Origin of the sequence: Phaeobacter sp. QD34_24, assembly GCF_028890115.1 — a bacterium.
Classification (GTDB): domain Bacteria; phylum Pseudomonadota; class Alphaproteobacteria; order Rhodobacterales; family Rhodobacteraceae; genus Phycobacter.
Genome location: NZ_JARCJD010000011.1, coordinates 45,790 through 62,886, shown reverse-complemented (window position 1 = coordinate 62,886; position 17,097 = coordinate 45,790). Strand labels below are relative to the sequence as shown.

Below are 17,097 nucleotides of genomic sequence, written 5' to 3'. Positions count from 1 at the left end.
GGTCCTGCGACCGGGCCTTTTGTGTTTGTCACTTTGCTTGATCAATTGACAAGAGTTGCAGCCGCCGCAGCAGCAGCCCCGTCGATGCCAAATTGATAGACGACCCCGATCAGCATCAGCGCAGCCGACGCCATCAGCCCCAGGGTCAGAACCGGCGACCCCTTGGCCTCGACCTCTCCCTCGGAGGCGCCGAAGTACATGTAGAAGACGATCCGCAGGTAGTAGAAGGCACCAATGACCGAGGCCACGGCGGAGGCAATGACCAACCCCATCAGGCCCGCATCCACACCCGCCTGCCAGACGCCCAGCTTGGCAAAGAAGCCCAACATCGGCGGAACGCCAGCCAGCGAGAACATCAGGACCAGAACCGCCAGCGCCTTGCCCGGCTCACGCGATGCGAATTGGTTCAGAGCGTCGATATCGGTGACCGGCTTGCCGTCCTTTTCCAGCATCAGGATGAAGGAGAAGGTGCCGACATTCATGGTGACGTAGATCGCAAGGTACACGAGCATCGCCGAAACACCCGCTTCGGTGCCCGCGGCCAGGCCGATCAGCGCATAGCCCATATGCGCGATGGACGAGAAAGCCATCAGGCGCTTGATGTCACGCTGACCGATGGCCGCAACAGCGCCCAGGAACATCGACAGCACGGACAACACGACGATGACCTGCTGCCAGTCAACAATGGCGCCGCCAAAGGCGTCATGCAGCACGCGGGCAAACAGCCCCATAGCAGCCACTTTCGGTGCGGTGGCAAAGAAGGCGGTGACCGGCGTGGGGGAGCCTTCGTAGACATCCGGCGTCCACATATGAAAGGGCACGGCAGAGACCTTGAAGGCCATGCCCGAGATCAGGAAGACGAGGCCAAAGAGCATGCCCAGCGACATGTGGCCATGTTCCGCGACCTGGATGATGCCCGCGAACTTGGTGGTTCCGGCAAAGCCATAGACCAGCGATGCACCATACAAGAGCAGACCCGAGGAGAGCGCGCCGAGCACGAAATACTTGAGGCCGGCTTCGGTGGATTTCACGCTGTCACGACGCAGGGAGGCAACCACGTAAAGCGCCAGCGACTGCAGCTCGAGCCCCATGTAGAGCGCCATCAGATCGCCAGCGGAGACCATGACCATCATGCCGACCGCGGAAAGCGCGATCAGGATGGGGTATTCGAAGGGCAGCATGCCGCGGCGCGACATGTAGTCCTGCCCCATGATCATCACGGCAGCGGCGGCCACCAGGATCACCACCTTGGCAAAGCGCGAGAAACCGTCGTCGACGAACATGCCGCCGAATGCCTCTTGGCTGCCGTTACCGCCGGTGGCGATCCAGACCGCCAGCGCGACCATCAGACCGCCGGTGACCCAGACCAGCGTCGAAGCCAGCTTGTCCTTGCCGGTATAGACCGCGGCCAGCAGCGCAACCATTGCGTAAAGCGCCAGAACAATCTCTGGCAGGACGATGGAGAGATCAGCTTGGATCATCTGCCTTGGCTCCCTTAGTGCGAAGCAATCTGGGTCGCAGACGCGGTGTCAGCGGCGGCCAGAGATTGGTTGAAGTTCGAGATCAGCGCCTCGGTGGACGGGCCGATGATATCGGTGACAAGCGACGGGTAGACGCCCAGCAGAATGGTCATCACCACCAGCGGCGCAAAGATGAACCGCTCGCGGGCGTCCATGTCCTTGATGGTCTTGAGGCTTTCCTTGATCAGATCACCAAAGACCACGCGGCGAAAAAGCCACAGCGCATAACCAGCCGAGAAGATCACCCCGGTTGCGGCGACAGCCGCCACCCAGGTGTTTTTCTGGAAGGTGCCCATCAGGGTCAGGAATTCACCGACAAAGCCCGAGGTGCCCGGCAGGCCCACGTTGCCCATGGTGAAGAACATGAAGACCAGCGCGTAAGCCGGCATGCGGATCACAAGGCCGCCATAGGCGTCGATGTCGCGGGTGTGCATACGGTCATAGATGACGCCCACGCACAGGAACAATGCGGCCGAGATGAAGCCGTGGCTCAGCATCTGGAAGATCGCGCCGTCAATGCCCTGCTGGTTGGCCGCAAAGATGCCCATGGTGACAAAGCCCATATGCGCGACGGACGAATAGGCGATCAGCTTCTTCATGTCCTCCTGCACCATCGCCACCAGCGAGGTGTAGACAACCGCGATGGCCGACATCCAGAGGATCAGGTCAGTCATCACATCCGCACCCACCGGGAACATCGGCAAGGAGAAGCGCAGGAAGCCGTAACCGCCCATCTTCAGGAGGATCGCCGCCAGCACGACAGACCCAGCCGTCGGCGCCTGCACGTGCGCGTCGGGCAGCCAGGTGTGCACCGGCCACATCGGCATCTTCACCGCAAAGGAGGCGAAGAACGCCAGGAACATCAGCGTCTGCATGCCGCCAACGATATGGACGCCCAGAACATCAAAGCTTGCAGCCGAGAAGCTGTGCGTCAGCAGGGTCTCGATATCGGTGGTGCCCGCATCGGCGTACATCGCCACCATGGCCACCAGCATCAGCACCGAGCCGAAGAAGGTATAGAGGAAGAACTTGAAGGAGGCGTAGATCCGCTCCTTGCCACCCCAGATGCCGATGATCAGGAACATCGGAATGAGGCCCGCCTCGAAGAACAGGTAGAAGAGCACCAGATCCAGCGCCATGAAGACACCCAGCATCAGGGTCTCAAGCAGCAGGAAGGCCACCATGTATTCCTTGACCCGGGTGGTCACGTTCCAGCTGGCCAGGATGGTCAGCGGCATCACGAAGGTGGTGAGCATCACGAACAGCACCGAAATGCCATCGACGCCCATCTTGTACTTCAGGCCAAAGATCCACTCGGCCTCTTCCACGAACTGAAAGCCCGTATTGGCAGGGTCGAAGTCCAGGTAGATCGCCAGCGACACCAGGAAGGTGATCGAGGTCGCCAGGAGCGCGATCCATTTGGCGTTGCGTTGTGCCGCAGCATCCTCTCCCCGGAGCAGCAGGGCCATCAGGCCCGCCGCAAAAGCCGGGATAAAGGTGACAATAGAAAGGATGTTGTCCATCAGTGCGCTCCTCCGCCGATCGACATCCAGGTGACAAGGGCGGCAATGCCCAGCACCATCCAGAAGGCATAGGTAAAGATGAAGCCGGACTGGGCCCGGCCAGCGAGACGGGTGAAGAAGGGCACGATGCCCATGGCCACACCGTTCAGGAAACCGTCGATCGTCTTGCCGTCGCCCTTGCGCCAGAAGAAGCGACCGATCGCAATGGCCGGTTTGACAAAGATCGCATCATAGAGCTCGTCAAAGTACCACTTGTTCTTGAGGAACAGATACAAGGGGCGCTGGTTCTCTGCCAGGCGTGCGGGCAGCGAGGGGTTCCAGATGTAGAACCACAGCGCCATGATCAGACCGCCCAGCATGGCGATGAACGGCGACACCTTCACCCATTTCGGAGCGGCATGGGCATCGTCCAGTACGGTGTTGTCCGGCGCGATGTACAGCGCCCCCTCGCCCGGCTTGCCGGTGAAGACATAATGATGTTCACCCTTGGCAACTTCGCCGTGATCGTCCTTCGCCTCACCATGCGCAGCTTCTTCGCCGTGACCTCCGGCCTCAGCCTCGGCGTAGGGAATGCCGTAGAACTTGCCCACCGTGTCGGTGTGACCAAAGAAGCTGTTGTACCAGATCATGCCGGAGAAGACCGCACCGAGTGCCAGAACGCCCAGCGGGATCAGCATGACCATCGGGCTTTCATGCGCGTGATCATGGGTGTGCTTATCGCCGCGCGGCTTGCCGTAGAAGGTCAGGAAGATCAGGCGCCACGAGTAGAACGAGGTCATCGCGGCAGCCACGACCAAGAGCCAGAAGCCGTAGGACGATCCGCCCGCATAGGCGCTTTCGATGATTGCGTCCTTGGAGAGGAAACCGGCAAAGCCGAAGTGGGTGAGCGGAATACCAACACCGGTGATGGCCAGCGTGCCGATCATCATCGCCGCAAAGGTATAGGGGATCTTCTTGCGCAGACCACCGTAGTTCATCATGTCCTGCTCGTGGTGCATCGCGTGGATCACGGAGCCCGCGCCAAGGAACAGCATCGCCTTGAAGAAGGCGTGGGTGAACAGGTGGAACATTGCCGCCGAATACATGCCGACACCAGCAGCCACGAACATGTAACCAAGCTGCGAACAGGTGGAATAGGCGATGACGCGCTTGATGTCGGTCTGAACCAGGCCCACGGTCGCGGCAAAGAAGGCTGTCGTGGCGCCCAGCACCGTGATGAACATGGTCGCTTGCGGTGCAACCTCCATCAGCGGCGACATGCGGCAGACCAGGAAGACGCCGGCGGTCACCATGGTTGCGGCGTGGATCAGCGCCGACACAGGGGTCGGGCCTTCCATCGCGTCCGGCAGCCAGGTGTGCAGGATCAGCTGCGCCGATTTACCCATGGCGCCGATGAACAGCAACACCGCCAGAAGGTTCGCCGCATTCCATTCGCCCCAGAGGAAGCTCAGCTGGGTTTCGGCAATCTCGGGCGTGGCCGCGAAGATGTCGTTGAAGCTGATGCTGTCGGTCAAGAGGAACAGGCCAAAGATACCCAGCGCAAAGCCGAAGTCACCGACACGGTTGACGATAAAGGCCTTCATCGCCGCCGCATTGGCCGAGGGCTTGCGGTAGTAGAACCCGATCAGCAGGTAAGAGGCAACGCCCACGCCTTCCCAGCCAAAGAACATCTGCACTAGGTTGTCCGAGGTCACCAGCATCAGCATCGCAAAGGTGAAGAAGGACAGGTAGGCAAAGAAGCGCGGCTTGTAGCTTTCGCCGTCTTTCCACTGCGGGTCATGCGCCATGTAGCCAAAGGAGTAGAGATGCACGAGGCTCGAGACCGTGGTCACAACGATCAGCATGATCGCGGTCAGACGGTCCAGCCGGATCCCCCAGGAGGTCGAGAGCGAACCGCTCTCGATCCAGCGCAGGATCTCGATGTTCTGGGTGGTGCCATCGAAGGTCAGGAAGACGGTCCAGGACAGCACGGCAGAGAGGAACAGCAGCCCCGTGGCCGTGATCATCGCCGCCTTTTCGCCGATGAACTTCCAGCCAAAGCCGCAGATCACTGCCCCGACCAGAGGGGCAAAGAGAAGGATGGTTTCCATGACGCTTTAGCCCTTCATCACGTTGATATCTTCGACGGCGATGGTGCCGCGGTTACGGAAGAAGCAAACCAGGATCGCAAGGCCGATGGCGGCCTCGGCGGCGGCCACGGTCAGCACGAACAGGGTAAAGACCTGCCCCACCAGATCGCCCAGGAAGCTGGAGAAGGCCACAAGGTTGATGTTCACCGCCAAGAGCATCAACTCGATGCTCATCAAGAGGATGATCACGTTCTTGCGGTTCAGGAACAGGCCAAAGATGCCAATGACGAACAGCGTCGCCGCAACGGTGAGATAGTGTTCAAGTCCGATCATCGCCTTACAGCCCCTGCCCCGGTTTTACGTCCTTGAGTTCCATCGCCTTGGCCGGGTCGCGCATCATCTGGGCGACGATGTCCTGGCGCTTGACGTCCTTGCGGTGGCGCAGGGTCAGCACGATGGCGCCGATCATGGCGACCAGCAGGATCAGACCCGCCAGCTGGAACAGAAGGAAGTATTGGTCATAGATGATGAGGCCAAGCGCCTCGGTGTTGTGCTTGTCTGCCGGGACCGGCTGCGCGATCAGGTCGGATGCCAGCGGCGCGCTGACCCAGGTGCCATAGGCCATGACCAGCTGCATCAGGATCACAAGCCCGATCAGCAAGGCGACCGGCATGTAGCGGGCCATCTCGGCCTTCAGCTCGGCAAAGTCCACATCCAGCATCATCACCACGAAGAGGAACAGAACCGCGACCGCCCCCACGTAGACGATGACCAGCAGCATGGCGACGAATTCCGCCCCCAGAAGCACGAACAGCCCGGCCGAGGAAATGAAGGCCAGGATCAGCCACAGCACAGAATGCACCGGCTGACGGCTGATCACGGTGAACAGCCCGCCGGTGATGGCGCTGATGGCGAAGAGGTAGAAGGCAAAAACGCTCATGTCTCATCGTCCCTTTTGTCGTCCAGGACCTCTTGCGCCAGCTCCAGCGCCCGGGTCATGGCCGGGATGCCGGCAAAGACCGACATCTGTCCGATCGTTTCAACGATCTCTTGTTTCTTCGCGCCCGCCTCGAGTGCGTGGCGCACGGTCTGGCGCAGGGCGGTATCCGCCTGTGCGCCCTGCATGGTCAGCCCCGCCAACGTCAAAAGCAGGCGGGTCTTGGCATCCAGACCGTCCTTGTTGACGGTCTTGCCGAACATCAGTTCCATGGCCTCTTTGGGCATGGTCGGCCACAGCGCCTCGAACCCTTTCATGGCCTCGGCAGGCGAGAAATGCTCAAGCGCCGGATTGAACGCTTTTGCCATCTCATGGGCCTGGGCCATCATGGCCTCGAAGGGGTTCTTTGGCGTCTCGGTCATGGTCCTATCACCGGTAGGGTGCGTCGATTTCCAGGTTGCGGGCGATTTCGGCTTCCCAGCGTTCCCCGTTCGAAAGCAGCTTTTCCTTGTCGTAGAACAGCTCTTCGCGGGTTTCGGTGGCGAATTCGAAGTTCGGCCCTTCCACGATGGCATCCACCGGGCAGGCTTCCTGGCAGAAACCGCAGTAGATGCATTTGGTCATGTCGATGTCGTAACGCGTGGTGCGGCGGCTGCCGTCCTCGCGCGGTTCGGCATCGATGGTGATCGCCTGCGCCGGGCAAACGGCCTCGCAGAGTTTGCAGGCAATGCAGCGTTCCTCGCCGTTGGGGTAACGGCGCAGGGCGTGCTCACCACGAAAGCGCGGGGACAGCGGGCCCTTTTCGTGCGGGTAGTTCAGGGTGGCCTTGGGGGCGAAGAAATACTTCAGTCCCAGTTTGAAGCCGACCCAGAAATCCTGCAGCAGGAAGTATTTGGCGGCGCGGGTGTAATCGATCTGCGTCATGATCAGCCCCCTGTTGTCCAGCGTGCGAAAGCACCCCAGAACCAGTCGAATTTTGCAGCGAAGGAGACGAAGACCACCCAGACGAGGCTGAAGGGCAGGAAGACCTTCCAGCCAAGGCGCATCAGCTGATCATAGCGATAGCGCGGGGTGATCGCCTTCACCATTGCGAAGAGGAAGAAGAAGAAGGCCATCTTGCCCACCATCCACAGAACACCGTCCGGCAGGCCGGGGATCGGGGAAAGCCAGCCGCCAAAGAACAGCAGCGTGGTCAGGGCGCACATCAGGAAGATGGCGATATATTCACCGGCCATGAACAGAAGGAAGGGCGTGGCCGAATATTCCACCTGATAGCCAGCCACCAGTTCCGATTCCGCTTCGGGCAGGTCGAACGGCGGGCGGTTGGTTTCCGCAAGCGCCGAGATGAAGAACAGGAAGACCATCGGGAAATGCGGCAGCCAGTACCAGTTGAACAGGCCCGCATTGCCATCCTGCGCGCGCACGATGTCACCGAAGTTCATCGAACCGGTCGACAGGATCACACCGATGATGATCAACCCGATGGAGACCTCGTAGGAAATCATCTGCGCGGCAGAGCGCAAGGAGCCAAGGAAGGGATATTTCGAGTTCGACGCCCAGCCGCCCATGATGACGCCGTAGACCTCGAGGCTGGACACCGCAAAGACGTAGAGGATCGCGACGTTGATATCGCTCAGCACCCAGCCATCGTTGAAGGGGATCACCGCCCAGGCGATCATCGCCAGCACGAATGAGGTGAGCGGCGCCAGGATGAAGACGGCGCGGTCCGCACCGGCGGGGATCACGACCTCTTTCACCACGTATTTCAACGCATCGGCCACCGATTGCAGCAGGCCATAGACGCCCACCACGTTGGGGCCCCGGCGCATCTGCACCGCCGCCCAGATCTTGCGGTCCCCGTAGACCAGGAACAGGAGCGAAATCATGACAAAGGCAACAACTGCAAGAACTTGCGCCAATATCAGAACGGCGATGCCGCCTGGGGTGTTAAAGAAGTCAGCCATAGGTCCTCACACCGTGGGTATTCCGTTTGCCTTGCAGTCCGCCACCACGACTTCGGCGTCGATGGTGCGCAGACCGCGCGGGAGGGCAGGCGAGATGGTGTAGACAGCATCTGCAGTCTGATTGCCACCCTCTTGTTTCATTTTTGTACGCACGTGACGCGCAAACCCGTAACCCCGGATCAGCGCATATTGCGCGGCGGCACATTCGGCATAGTCATCCAGCTCCGCCTTAGCGCGGGCGCCGGACATCGTGACGTTGAACTGCACCAGATCGCCGCCCAGCAGGCTGGTCTTCACCCCTTTGTATTGGGGAGAAGTCTCACCGGTGCCGGGCGCCTGCGCACAGGCCCCCAGCATCAGGGACGATATGAGTGCCGCGCGGATCACTCTGCCGCGATCTTGTCTGTGTTGCGGGCCTTCGCATTGGCCGAAAGTTCGGCCATCAGCTGCGACGCACGCGCAATCGGGTTGGTCAGGTAGAAATCCTTCACCGCAGGCAGGAAGTCCGCCTTGCCCAGCGGTTCGCTCTCCAGTGCCACGACTTCGTTCTCGGCAACCTCGCCCACTTTCGCCAGATGCGGCACCTCTGCGACCAGCGCCTTGCGCAGCTGCGCCAGCGAGTCATAGGGCAGTGTCGCTCCGAGTTCGGCGCTGAGCGCGCGCAGGATGGCCCAGTTCTCTTTCGCGTCACCCGGAGCAAAGCCGGCGCGGAACGCAAGTTGCGGGCGGCCTTCGGTGTTGACGAAGAGACCGTTCTCCTCGGTATAGGCGGCGCCCGGCAGGATCACATCGGCGCGATGCGCGCCGCGGTCACCATGGCTGCCCTGATAGATCACGAAGGCACCCGGATCGATCTCGACCTCATCGGCGCCGAGGTTGTAGATCACCTCTGCCCCGTCGATGGCCGCAGCCATGCCGCCCTCGGTCACGGCCCCGATATCCATGGCGCCCACGCGGGCTGCTGCGGAATGCAGCACCAGCACCTTGGCGCCGGATTTGGCGGCCAGCTCCTGAACCTTGGCCATCACGGCCAGACCGTCCGCCTCGCGCAGGGCGCCCTGGCCAACGATGATCACCGGCGCCTTATCCGCGATGTCATGGGCGTTCTGGGCCGCGGCCTCCAGCGCGGCACGATCGGTGCCGATATGCTCGTAGTCATAGGTCAGATCCGCAGCGACGCCGATCAGACCAACGTTGGCCCCATTCAGCCAGGCCTTGCGGATCCGGGCGTTCAGCACCGGCGCCTCGTCGCGCGGGTTGGTGCCGACCAGCAGGATCGCCTGTGCCGCATCGATATCCTCGATCGCGGCGGTGCCCACATAGGCAGACCGGTTTCCGATCGCGAGACGGGCATTGTCGGTGCGGCACTCCACGGCGCCCCCCTGCCCTTCGATCAACTGTTTCAGCGCGAATGCCGCTTCGACCGGAACCAGGTCGCCGATCAGACCGGCAACCTTCTTGCCCTTCATCGCAGAGGCAACCGCGGCCAGGGCCTCGGGCCAGGTGGCGGGCTTCAGCTTGCCGTCGACGCGCACGTAAGGACGATCCAGACGCTGGCGGCGCAGGCCGTCCCAGACGAAACGGGTCTTGTCCGAAATCCACTCTTCATTCACGCCGTCGTTGTTGCGCGGCAGGATGCGCATCACTTCGCGGCCCTTGGTGTCGACGCGGATGTTGGAGCCAAGCGCATCCATCACGTCGATGGTCTCGGTCTTGGTCAGTTCCCAGGGGCGGGCCGTAAACGCATAGGGTTTCGAGGTCAGCGCCCCGACCGGGCACAGGTCGATGATATTGCCCTGCAGGTTCGAATCCAGTGTCTCGTTCAGGTAACTGGTGATTTCTGCATCTTCGCCGCGACCGGTCTGGCCCATCTGGGTGATGCCCGCCACCTCGGTGGTGAAACGCACGCAGCGGGTGCAGCTGATGCAGCGGGTCATGGCGGTGCCCACCAGCGGGCCGAGGTCCAGGTCATCCACCGCGCGCTTGGCTTCACGGAAGCGGCTGAAATCAACACCATAGGCCATCGCCTGATCCTGCAGGTCGCACTCGCCGCCCTGATCGCAGATCGGGCAATCCAGCGGGTGGTTGATCAGCAGGAACTCCATCACGCCTTCGCGGGCCTTCTTCACCATCGGTGAATTGGTCTTCACCACCGGCGCCTGACCTTCGGGACCGGGGCGCAGGTCGCGCACCTGCATGGCACAGGAGGCTGCGGGTTTCGGCGGGCCACCGACGACTTCGACCAGACACATACGGCAGTTGCCGGCAATGGACAGACGCTCGTGATAGCAGAACCGCGGGATCTCTACCCCGGCGACTTCACAGGCCTGGATCAGGGTCATCGCCCCGTCCACCTCGATCTCGGTTCCGTCAATGTTGATCTTGCGGAGGTCAGACATGGTCTATTTCGCCCTCAGTAACACGCCGATCGCGCTGTTTTTCTTGATTTCCGCGCGACCAAACGCACAGAACGTTTCCGGTTTGTCGTAAGAGACGCCACGACTGTTAAAAAGCGCCTCACCCTTTGCCCGCATCCGGGCCTTTTCACTGTCCGAGCCGATGTAGGCACGGATTTCCTGGTCGGAATAGCCAAGCTCGTTGGCCCGCGCGCGCAGGCGGCGCAACTCTGCCACCCCCTTCCAGAACCGGGCGGCAAGGCTGTCGCAATGATCGGCGACCTCCTTGGCAACGGCCACGGCAAAGAGCGGTTCTTCAATCTCGGCCACGCTGCGCAGAGGCGGTTTTGCCAGCAGCGCCGACGGGGTCAGTGCCACGACGGCAGCGGACAACAGCGACAGGACAATCTGTTTCATGCATCTCTCTCCAGAAAAGGAGTGTGCAGTGAACAGACCGAAGCATCCGCTATGCAATAACGGTGCGCCGGAGCCGGGATATGACACTGTTGCACTCACGAGTCACAGGTCCCGTGGAAAACGGCGGTATCCCCCTCAAGGCGCAGTTCCGCCTCGGGATCATAGGGATCCACGTCCCAGATGATTTCGGAGGTGCCGTAGCCAGCCTCGGTCAGGCAATAGGTGACGCCTGCGTGATGGGCGGCCAGCCGCGCACCTTTGTAGGACTGCGACGCTTTGGAGACTTCCACACGGAAGTCCGCCCGCGTGACTTTCTTGTCCACGGCTTTGGCCTTCGCCTTGAAGGGCACGCCATCGTAGAGCACGCGATCGCTTGACCCACGGCCACAGCCAGCAACGCTGGCAGCGATCAGCACAAGAACAGGTACGAGCTTCATTTTAGTCATCATCACAGATCCTCTCCCCAAAGGCGAAACGGGGCGCAGGATCCCTGCCCCGGTTGACGCAGATGGCCCAAGCGCCCGCGACCGATGTCAGCGGTTGCGCCCGCTGCGGTCCGATCTTGCCTGTCGCTGTGGATGGGGAAGTAAACCATGAGCCTAACGATCTGCCTATCTCTACCGCTACTCGGCCGCCATCGCGCCGATGCTGCCCGATTTCTGCGCCTTGATGCGGTCTTCGATTTCTTCGCGGAAGTTCTTGATCAGGCCCTGGATCGGCCAGGCCGCCGCGTCGCCAAGGGCGCAGATGGTGTGGCCTTCGACCTGTTTGGTCACATCCCACAGCATGTCGATCTCTTCCAGCTCGGCCTCACCTTTGACCAGGCGGTCCATGACGCGCATCATCCAGCCGGTGCCTTCACGGCAGGGGGTGCACTGGCCGCAGCTTTCGTGCTTGTAGAACTTCGACAGGCGCCAGATCGCCTTGATGATATCGGTCTGCTTGTCCATGACGATCACTGCCGCGGTACCAAGGCCAGAGCCCAGCTCGCCGCGCAGGTAGTCGAAATCCATGATCGCGTCGCGCATGTTTTCACCGCGCACGCAAGGCACGGACGAGCCGCCGGGGATCACCGCCAAAAGGTTGTCCCAACCGCCACGAATACCGCCGCAATGCTTTTCGATCAATTCCTCGAAGGAGATCGACATCGCCTCTTCGACGACGCAGGGGTTGTTCACATGGCCCGAGATCGCAAACAGCTTGGTGCCCGCATTGTTGGGGCGACCAAAGCCTGCAAACCATTCGGCGCCGCGGCGCAGGATGGTGGGCACCACGGCGATGGATTCAACATTGTTCACCGTGGTCGGGCAGCCATAAAGACCCGCACCCGCCGGGAACGGCGGCTTCATGCGGGGCATGCCCTTCTTGCCTTCAAGGCTTTCGATCAGCGCGGTTTCCTCGCCGCAGATATAGGCGCCGGCACCGTGGTGCAGGAAGACGTCAAAGTCCCAACCGGAACCAGCAGCGTTCTTGCCCAGAAGGCCCTTGTCATAGCATTCGTCGATGGCCGCCTGCAGCGCCTCGCGCTCGCGGATATATTCCCCGCGCAGGTAGATATAGCAGGTATGAGCATTCATCGCGAAAGACGCGATCAGCGCGCCTTCGATCAGCGTGTGCGGATCGTGACGCATGATTTCGCGGTCCTTGCAGGTACCGGGTTCGGATTCATCGGCGTTGATCACCAGATAGGCCGGGCGGCCATCGCTTTCCTTGGGCATGAAGGACCATTTCAGGCCGGTGGGGAAGCCCGCACCGCCACGGCCGCGCAGACCGGAATCCTTCATGGTCTGGATGATCCAGTCCCGCCCCTTTTCGATCAGACCGGCGGTGCCATCCCAATGGCCGCGCGCCTGAGCGCCTTTGAGCGTCCGCTCATGCATACCGTACAGGTTGGTAAAGATCCGGTCCTGGTCCTTCAGCATGTCTGCCTACCTTTGGTTGTCCTGGCGCATGCGCCAGAGTTGAACGATGTTGACCCCTGCATAGATCATCCCCGCCAGTGCGAGGAAATCGAACAGAAGCGCATAGCGGCCCGGCAATCCGATGGCCGGACCAATGAACAGGGTCAAAGCGAGCCAGGCCAGCATGGTCCCGGCAATCACAAGGGAAATATGGCGTCCCTTGGCGGCAATGGCTTTGTTCTGTTCGGCGCTCATTGGGTCCCAATCTCAGTGCCCCGCCCCGGCTATCCGGGGCAGATGGCGTATTAATCTTCGTAGCGGCCGTCTTCCTTGGCCTTCTTGGCGAATTCGGTCTCTTCCCCGGAGGCCAGCTGTGCGGCCTGGGCGATCCAGCCATCGCGTTCGATGCGGCCCTTGAACTTCAGGCGGCTATCGACCCATGCGACTTCGGCCTCGGTCCATTTGGCGATCTGGTCAAAGTGGAAGAAGCCCAGCTCGTTCAGGGTCTGCTCCAGCTTGGGGCCGACGCCCTTCAGCAGTTTCAGATCATCCGCCTGGCCACCGCGCGCCGCTTTCAGCGTCTCGGGTGCGGCCTCTGCCACGGGTTCTGCGGCTTCGGCTTTCTTGGCGGGCGCCTTCTTAGCCGGTGCCTTCTTCGGCGCGGGCTTGGCTTCGGCAGCCTGTTTGGCAGCGGGTTTCGCAGCCTCAGGTGCCTTCGGGGGCTGGCCCTCGGCGGCACGGCCCGCGACCACACCGTCCTTGCCGATCCACGGCGTCAGGATCGGCACCTCGTCGCCCTGGATGCGCTTGACGCTGTCCCCCAGATCGACCGCCAACTGCGCAGAGGCGTTATACTGCGTCTTGCCGCTGTCATATTCGGTGAGCGAGGTCAGGCCCGATTTCGGCTCTGCCGCGTAACGGCCATTCTGCGGCCCAGGTACAACCGGTTTACCTGCCGCCAGATCGTCCAGGATCTTGGTAAAGCTTTCGGTGGTCAGGTCCTCGAAATAGTCCTTGCCGATCTGCGCCATGGGGGCGTTGGTGCAGGAGCCGAGGCATTCGACCTCTTCCCACGTGTATTTGCCATCCGCCGACAGGGTAAAAGGCTTCTCGGCAATCTTTTCCTTGCAGACCGCAATCAGGTCCTCGGCGCCGCAGATCATGCAGGAGGTCGTGCCGCAGATCTGCACATGCGCCACCGAGCCCGTGGGCTGAAGCTGGAACATGAAATAGAAGGAGGCCACTTCCAGAACGCGGATATAGGCCATGCCCAGCATGTCGGCGATATATTCGATCGCGGGCTTGCTGACCCAGCCTTCCTGTTCCTGCGCACGCCACAGCAGCGGGATCACGGCAGAGGCCTGGCGGCCTTCGGGGTATTTGGTCACTTGCGCTTCGGCCCATTTCTGGTTGTCGGGCGTGAAGGCAAAGCTATCGGGCTGTTCGGAATGCAGACGACGGAGCATTAGCGGTCAATCTCTCCAAATACGACGTCCATGGTGCCGATGATGGCAGCCACGTCGGCAAGTTGGTGACCCTTGGCCACATGGTCCATGGCTTGCAGGTGCAGGAAGCCCGGCGCGCGCAGCTTGGCGCGGTAGGGTTTGTTGCTCCCGTCCGCCACAAGGTAGACGCCGAATTCGCCCTTGGGCGCCTCGACGGCGGCGTAGACTTCGCCTGCAGGCACGTGGAAGCCTTCGGTGTAAAGCTTGAAGTGGTGGATCAGGCTTTCCATCGAGGTTTTCATGTCACCGCGTTTCGGCGGGGTCAGCTTGCCACGGCCCAGCACGTCGCCGGTGGCTTCGCGCAGCTTGTGGATGGCCTGACGGATGATCGACAGAGACTGGCGCATCTCTTCCATGCGGACAAGGTAGCGGTCATAGCAGTCGCCGTTCTTGCCGACCGGGATCTGGAAGTCGAATTCGTCGTAACACTCATAGGGCTGCGCGCGGCGCAGGTCCCATGCGAGGCCCGATCCCCGCACCATCACGCCGGAGAATCCGTAGTCCTGGATCTCTTCCTCGCTGACGACGCCGATGTCGCAGTTACGCTGCTTGAAGATGCGGTTCTCGGTCAAAAGCCCGTCGATATCAGAGAGAACATTGGGGAATTCGATCGCCCATTCCTCGATATCGTCGATCAGTTCATCCGGCAGATCCTGATGCACGCCGCCGGGGCGGAAGTAGGCCGCGTGAAGGCGGGCACCACAGGCGCGCTCGTAGAAGATCATCAGCTTCTCGCGCTCTTCAAACCCCCACAACGGCGGGGTCAGCGCGCCAACGTCCATCGCCTGCGTGGTGACGTTCAAGAGGTGGTTCAGGATGCGGCCGATTTCCGAGTACAGAACCCGGATCAGCGAGGCCCGGCGGGGCACTTCGACACCGCAGAGCTTTTCGATGGCCAGACACCATGCATGTTCCTGGTTCATCGGCGCCACATAGTCGAGGCGATCGAAGTACGGCAGGTTCTGCAGGTAGGTGCGGCTTTCCATCAGCTTTTCGGTGCCACGGTGAAGCAGGCCGATGTGCGGATCGCAGCGTTCGACGATCTCACCGTCGAGTTCGAGCACCAGACGCAGCACGCCGTGCGCGGCCGGGTGCTGCGGACCGAAGTTGATGTTGAAGTTGCGGATCTTCTGTTCGCCGGTCAGGGCGTCGTCGAAACCTTTGGAGCCGTCCATCATTTCGCCCCCTCTTTTTCATCGCCGGGCAGGATGTATTCGGCACCCTCCCACGGGGACATGAAGTCAAACTGGCGGTATTCCTGCACCAGGCTGACGGGTTCGTAGACCACGCGCTTTTGCGCCTCGTCATAGCGGACCTCGGTATAGCCGGTGGTCGGGAAGTCCTTGCGCAGCGGATGGCCGCGGAACCCATAGTCGGTCAGGATGCGGCGCAGGTCCGGGTGGCCGGTGAAGAGGATCCCGAACATGTCGAAGACCTCGCGCTCGAACCAGTTGGCCGAGGGGTGCACATCGACGATCGAGGGCACCATTTCATCCTCGCGCACAGAGACCCGCAGGCGGATACGCTGGTTCTGGTACATCGATAGGAAGTGATAGACCACGTCGAACCGCTTGGCTCGTTCCGGGTAGTCGACCGCGGTGATGTCCACCAAGGTGGAAAACTTGCAGGTCGGATCGGTCTTCAGGAACTCGACCAGCTCGGCGATATTGGCGGGCGCCACATCCACGTTCAGCTCATCGTGGGTGACATCCCAGGACAGCACGCATTCGGTGCGCTTGGCGGCGATCTGCGATCCGAGTTCGTTCAGTGCTTCAGTCATCATCCATTCTCCAACCAAAGCCGTTCAGCGGACCAGGGTGCCGGTGCGGCGGATCTTGCGCTGCAGCTGCATCAGACCATAAAGCAGCGCCTCTGCCGTCGGCGGGCAGCCGGGCACATAGACATCCACCGGAACGATGCGGTCACAGCCGCGCACAACCGAGTAGCTGTAGTGATAATAGCCGCCACCATTGGCGCAGGAGCCCATCGAGATCACGTAGCGCGGCTCGGGCATCTGGTCGTAGACCTTGCGCAGCGCGGGCGCCATCTTGTTGGTCAGCGTCCCGGCCACGATCATCACGTCCGACTGGCGCGGAGAGGCGCGCGGCGCGATGCCAAACCGCTCGGCATCATAGCGGGGCATCGAGGTGTGCATCATCTCGACCGCGCAGCAGGCCAGACCAAAGGTCATCCAGTGCAGGGAGCCGGTGCGGGCCCAGTTGATGATATCCTCGGCCGAGGTCAGCAAAAACCCCTTGTCCTGCAGTTCAGCGTTCAGGGCCTGGGTCACGACTTCCTTGTCGATGCCCGCCGTGTTGGCTCCGGTCATCACTCCCATTCCAGGGCCCCCTTCTTCCATTCATAGGCAAAGCCGGCTGTGAGCACGCCCAGGAACACCATCATCGACCAGAAGGCCACATCGCTGAGATCCGCAAAGCCCACGGCCCAGGGGAACAGGAAGGCGATTTCCAGATCGAAAATGATGAACAGAATCGACACCAGGTAAAACCGCACATCGAATTTCATACGGGCGTCATCGAAAGCGTTGAAACCACATTCGTAAGCGCTGACTTTTTCCGGGTCGGGGTTGCGCACCGCCAGCACAACGGCCGCCAGAATCAAAACAATTCCAAGACCGATGGCGACAGCCAGAAACACGAGGATCGGTAGGTATTCCCGCAACATCTCTTCCACGAGTGGCTCCTTTCCGCGCGCGCGAAATCTCGCGCGTCGTCAATTGGCGTGTTGACTTGGGCCGTGTCTACTCCCCTGCCCCCCTACCGTCAACACAGGCATTTGGTTTGGATTACCCTTACTTTAACAGCGCGGCGCAGGCACATCACATTGCCGCGCAAACGCATCAAC

The 17,097-nt window shown here is 61.2% G+C and carries 19 protein-coding genes; all 19 read right to left on the bottom strand.

Annotation, left to right across the window (positions count from 1 at the left end):
• Positions 1-41: 41 nt before the first annotated feature.
• The 19 genes from nuoN to PXK07_RS10490 all read right to left on the bottom strand — a co-directional run bounded on the left by nuoN (position 42) and on the right by PXK07_RS10490 (position 16,926).
• Complete coding sequence (gene nuoN / locus PXK07_RS10580) at positions 42-1,481, bottom strand: NADH-quinone oxidoreductase subunit NuoN (RefSeq protein ID WP_274848198.1); 1,440 nt, start codon at positions 1,479-1,481, stop codon at positions 42-44.
• Positions 1,482-1,495: 14 nt separating this feature from the next.
• On the bottom strand, positions 1,496-3,043 hold the full coding sequence (locus PXK07_RS10575) for an NADH-quinone oxidoreductase subunit M (RefSeq protein WP_274848197.1): 1,548 nt from the start codon (positions 3,041-3,043) through the stop codon (positions 1,496-1,498).
• Positions 3,043-5,133 (bottom strand): NADH-quinone oxidoreductase subunit L, encoded by a 2,091-nt coding sequence (gene nuoL, locus PXK07_RS10570; protein ID WP_274848196.1) that lies wholly within the window; start codon positions 5,131-5,133, stop codon positions 3,043-3,045. Before nuoL ends, PXK07_RS10575 begins: the two co-directional genes overlap by 1 nt.
• A 6-nt stretch (positions 5,134-5,139) precedes the next feature.
• A complete protein-coding gene (gene nuoK / locus PXK07_RS10565) occupies positions 5,140-5,445 on the bottom strand; it encodes an NADH-quinone oxidoreductase subunit NuoK (RefSeq protein WP_005624625.1) in 306 nt (101 codons plus the stop codon).
• Between the two features lie 4 nt (positions 5,446-5,449).
• Entirely contained in the window at positions 5,450-6,052 is a 603-nt protein-coding gene (locus PXK07_RS10560) for an NADH-quinone oxidoreductase subunit J (protein WP_274848195.1), read from the bottom strand.
• Positions 6,049-6,471 (bottom strand): carboxymuconolactone decarboxylase family protein, encoded by a 423-nt coding sequence (locus tag PXK07_RS10555; protein WP_274848194.1) that lies wholly within the window; start codon positions 6,469-6,471, stop codon positions 6,049-6,051. Before PXK07_RS10555 ends, PXK07_RS10560 begins: the two co-directional genes overlap by 4 nt.
• A gap of 7 nt (positions 6,472-6,478) precedes the next feature.
• Positions 6,479-6,973, bottom strand: a complete 495-nt coding sequence (nuoI, locus tag PXK07_RS10550) for an NADH-quinone oxidoreductase subunit NuoI (protein WP_065267094.1) — start codon at positions 6,971-6,973, stop codon at positions 6,479-6,481.
• 2 nt (positions 6,974-6,975) lie between these two features.
• Positions 6,976-8,013, bottom strand: a complete 1,038-nt coding sequence (gene nuoH, locus PXK07_RS10545; RefSeq protein ID WP_274848193.1) for an NADH-quinone oxidoreductase subunit NuoH — start codon at positions 8,011-8,013, stop codon at positions 6,976-6,978.
• Between the two features lie 6 nt (positions 8,014-8,019).
• A complete protein-coding gene (locus PXK07_RS10540; protein WP_274848192.1) occupies positions 8,020-8,400 on the bottom strand; it encodes a hypothetical protein in 381 nt (126 codons plus the stop codon).
• The gene (gene nuoG / locus PXK07_RS10535) at positions 8,397-10,412 is read right to left on the bottom strand and encodes an NADH-quinone oxidoreductase subunit NuoG (protein ID WP_274848191.1); all 2,016 of its coding nucleotides are present in this window, start codon (positions 10,410-10,412) and stop codon (positions 8,397-8,399) included. The genes PXK07_RS10540 and nuoG overlap by 4 nt, the downstream gene beginning before the upstream one ends.
• A gap of 3 nt (positions 10,413-10,415) precedes the next feature.
• On the bottom strand, positions 10,416-10,826 hold the full coding sequence (locus tag PXK07_RS10530; protein ID WP_274848190.1) for a DUF5333 domain-containing protein: 411 nt from the start codon (positions 10,824-10,826) through the stop codon (positions 10,416-10,418).
• A 95-nt stretch (positions 10,827-10,921) separates the two neighbouring features.
• Positions 10,922-11,263, bottom strand: a complete 342-nt coding sequence (locus PXK07_RS10525; protein WP_274848189.1) for a hypothetical protein — start codon at positions 11,261-11,263, stop codon at positions 10,922-10,924.
• A 186-nt stretch (positions 11,264-11,449) separates the two neighbouring features.
• Entirely contained in the window at positions 11,450-12,748 is a 1,299-nt protein-coding gene (gene nuoF, locus PXK07_RS10520; RefSeq protein WP_274848188.1) for an NADH-quinone oxidoreductase subunit NuoF, read from the bottom strand.
• Positions 12,749-12,754: 6 nt separating this feature from the next.
• Positions 12,755-12,982, bottom strand: a complete 228-nt coding sequence (locus PXK07_RS10515; RefSeq protein ID WP_274848187.1) for a DUF5337 domain-containing protein — start codon at positions 12,980-12,982, stop codon at positions 12,755-12,757.
• Positions 12,983-13,032: 50 nt separating this feature from the next.
• Positions 13,033-14,193 carry an NADH-quinone oxidoreductase subunit E gene (locus PXK07_RS10510; RefSeq protein WP_274848186.1) on the bottom strand — a complete coding sequence of 387 codons (1,161 nt, stop codon included), beginning with the start codon at positions 14,191-14,193 and terminating at the stop codon, positions 13,033-13,035.
• Complete coding sequence (locus tag PXK07_RS10505) at positions 14,193-15,407, bottom strand: NADH-quinone oxidoreductase subunit D (RefSeq protein ID WP_274848302.1); 1,215 nt, start codon at positions 15,405-15,407, stop codon at positions 14,193-14,195. Before PXK07_RS10505 ends, PXK07_RS10510 begins: the two co-directional genes overlap by 1 nt.
• On the bottom strand, positions 15,407-16,012 hold the full coding sequence (locus PXK07_RS10500) for an NADH-quinone oxidoreductase subunit C (RefSeq protein WP_274848300.1): 606 nt from the start codon (positions 16,010-16,012) through the stop codon (positions 15,407-15,409). The genes PXK07_RS10505 and PXK07_RS10500 overlap by 1 nt, the downstream gene beginning before the upstream one ends.
• Before the next feature lie 24 nt (positions 16,013-16,036).
• Positions 16,037-16,570 (bottom strand): NuoB/complex I 20 kDa subunit family protein, encoded by a 534-nt coding sequence (locus PXK07_RS10495; RefSeq protein WP_274848185.1) that lies wholly within the window; start codon positions 16,568-16,570, stop codon positions 16,037-16,039.
• Positions 16,561-16,926: an NADH-quinone oxidoreductase subunit A gene (locus tag PXK07_RS10490; protein WP_274848184.1), complete on the bottom strand. Its 366-nt coding sequence runs from the start codon at positions 16,924-16,926 to the stop codon at positions 16,561-16,563. Before PXK07_RS10490 ends, PXK07_RS10495 begins: the two co-directional genes overlap by 10 nt.
• Between the last annotated feature and the right edge of the window lie 171 nt (positions 16,927-17,097).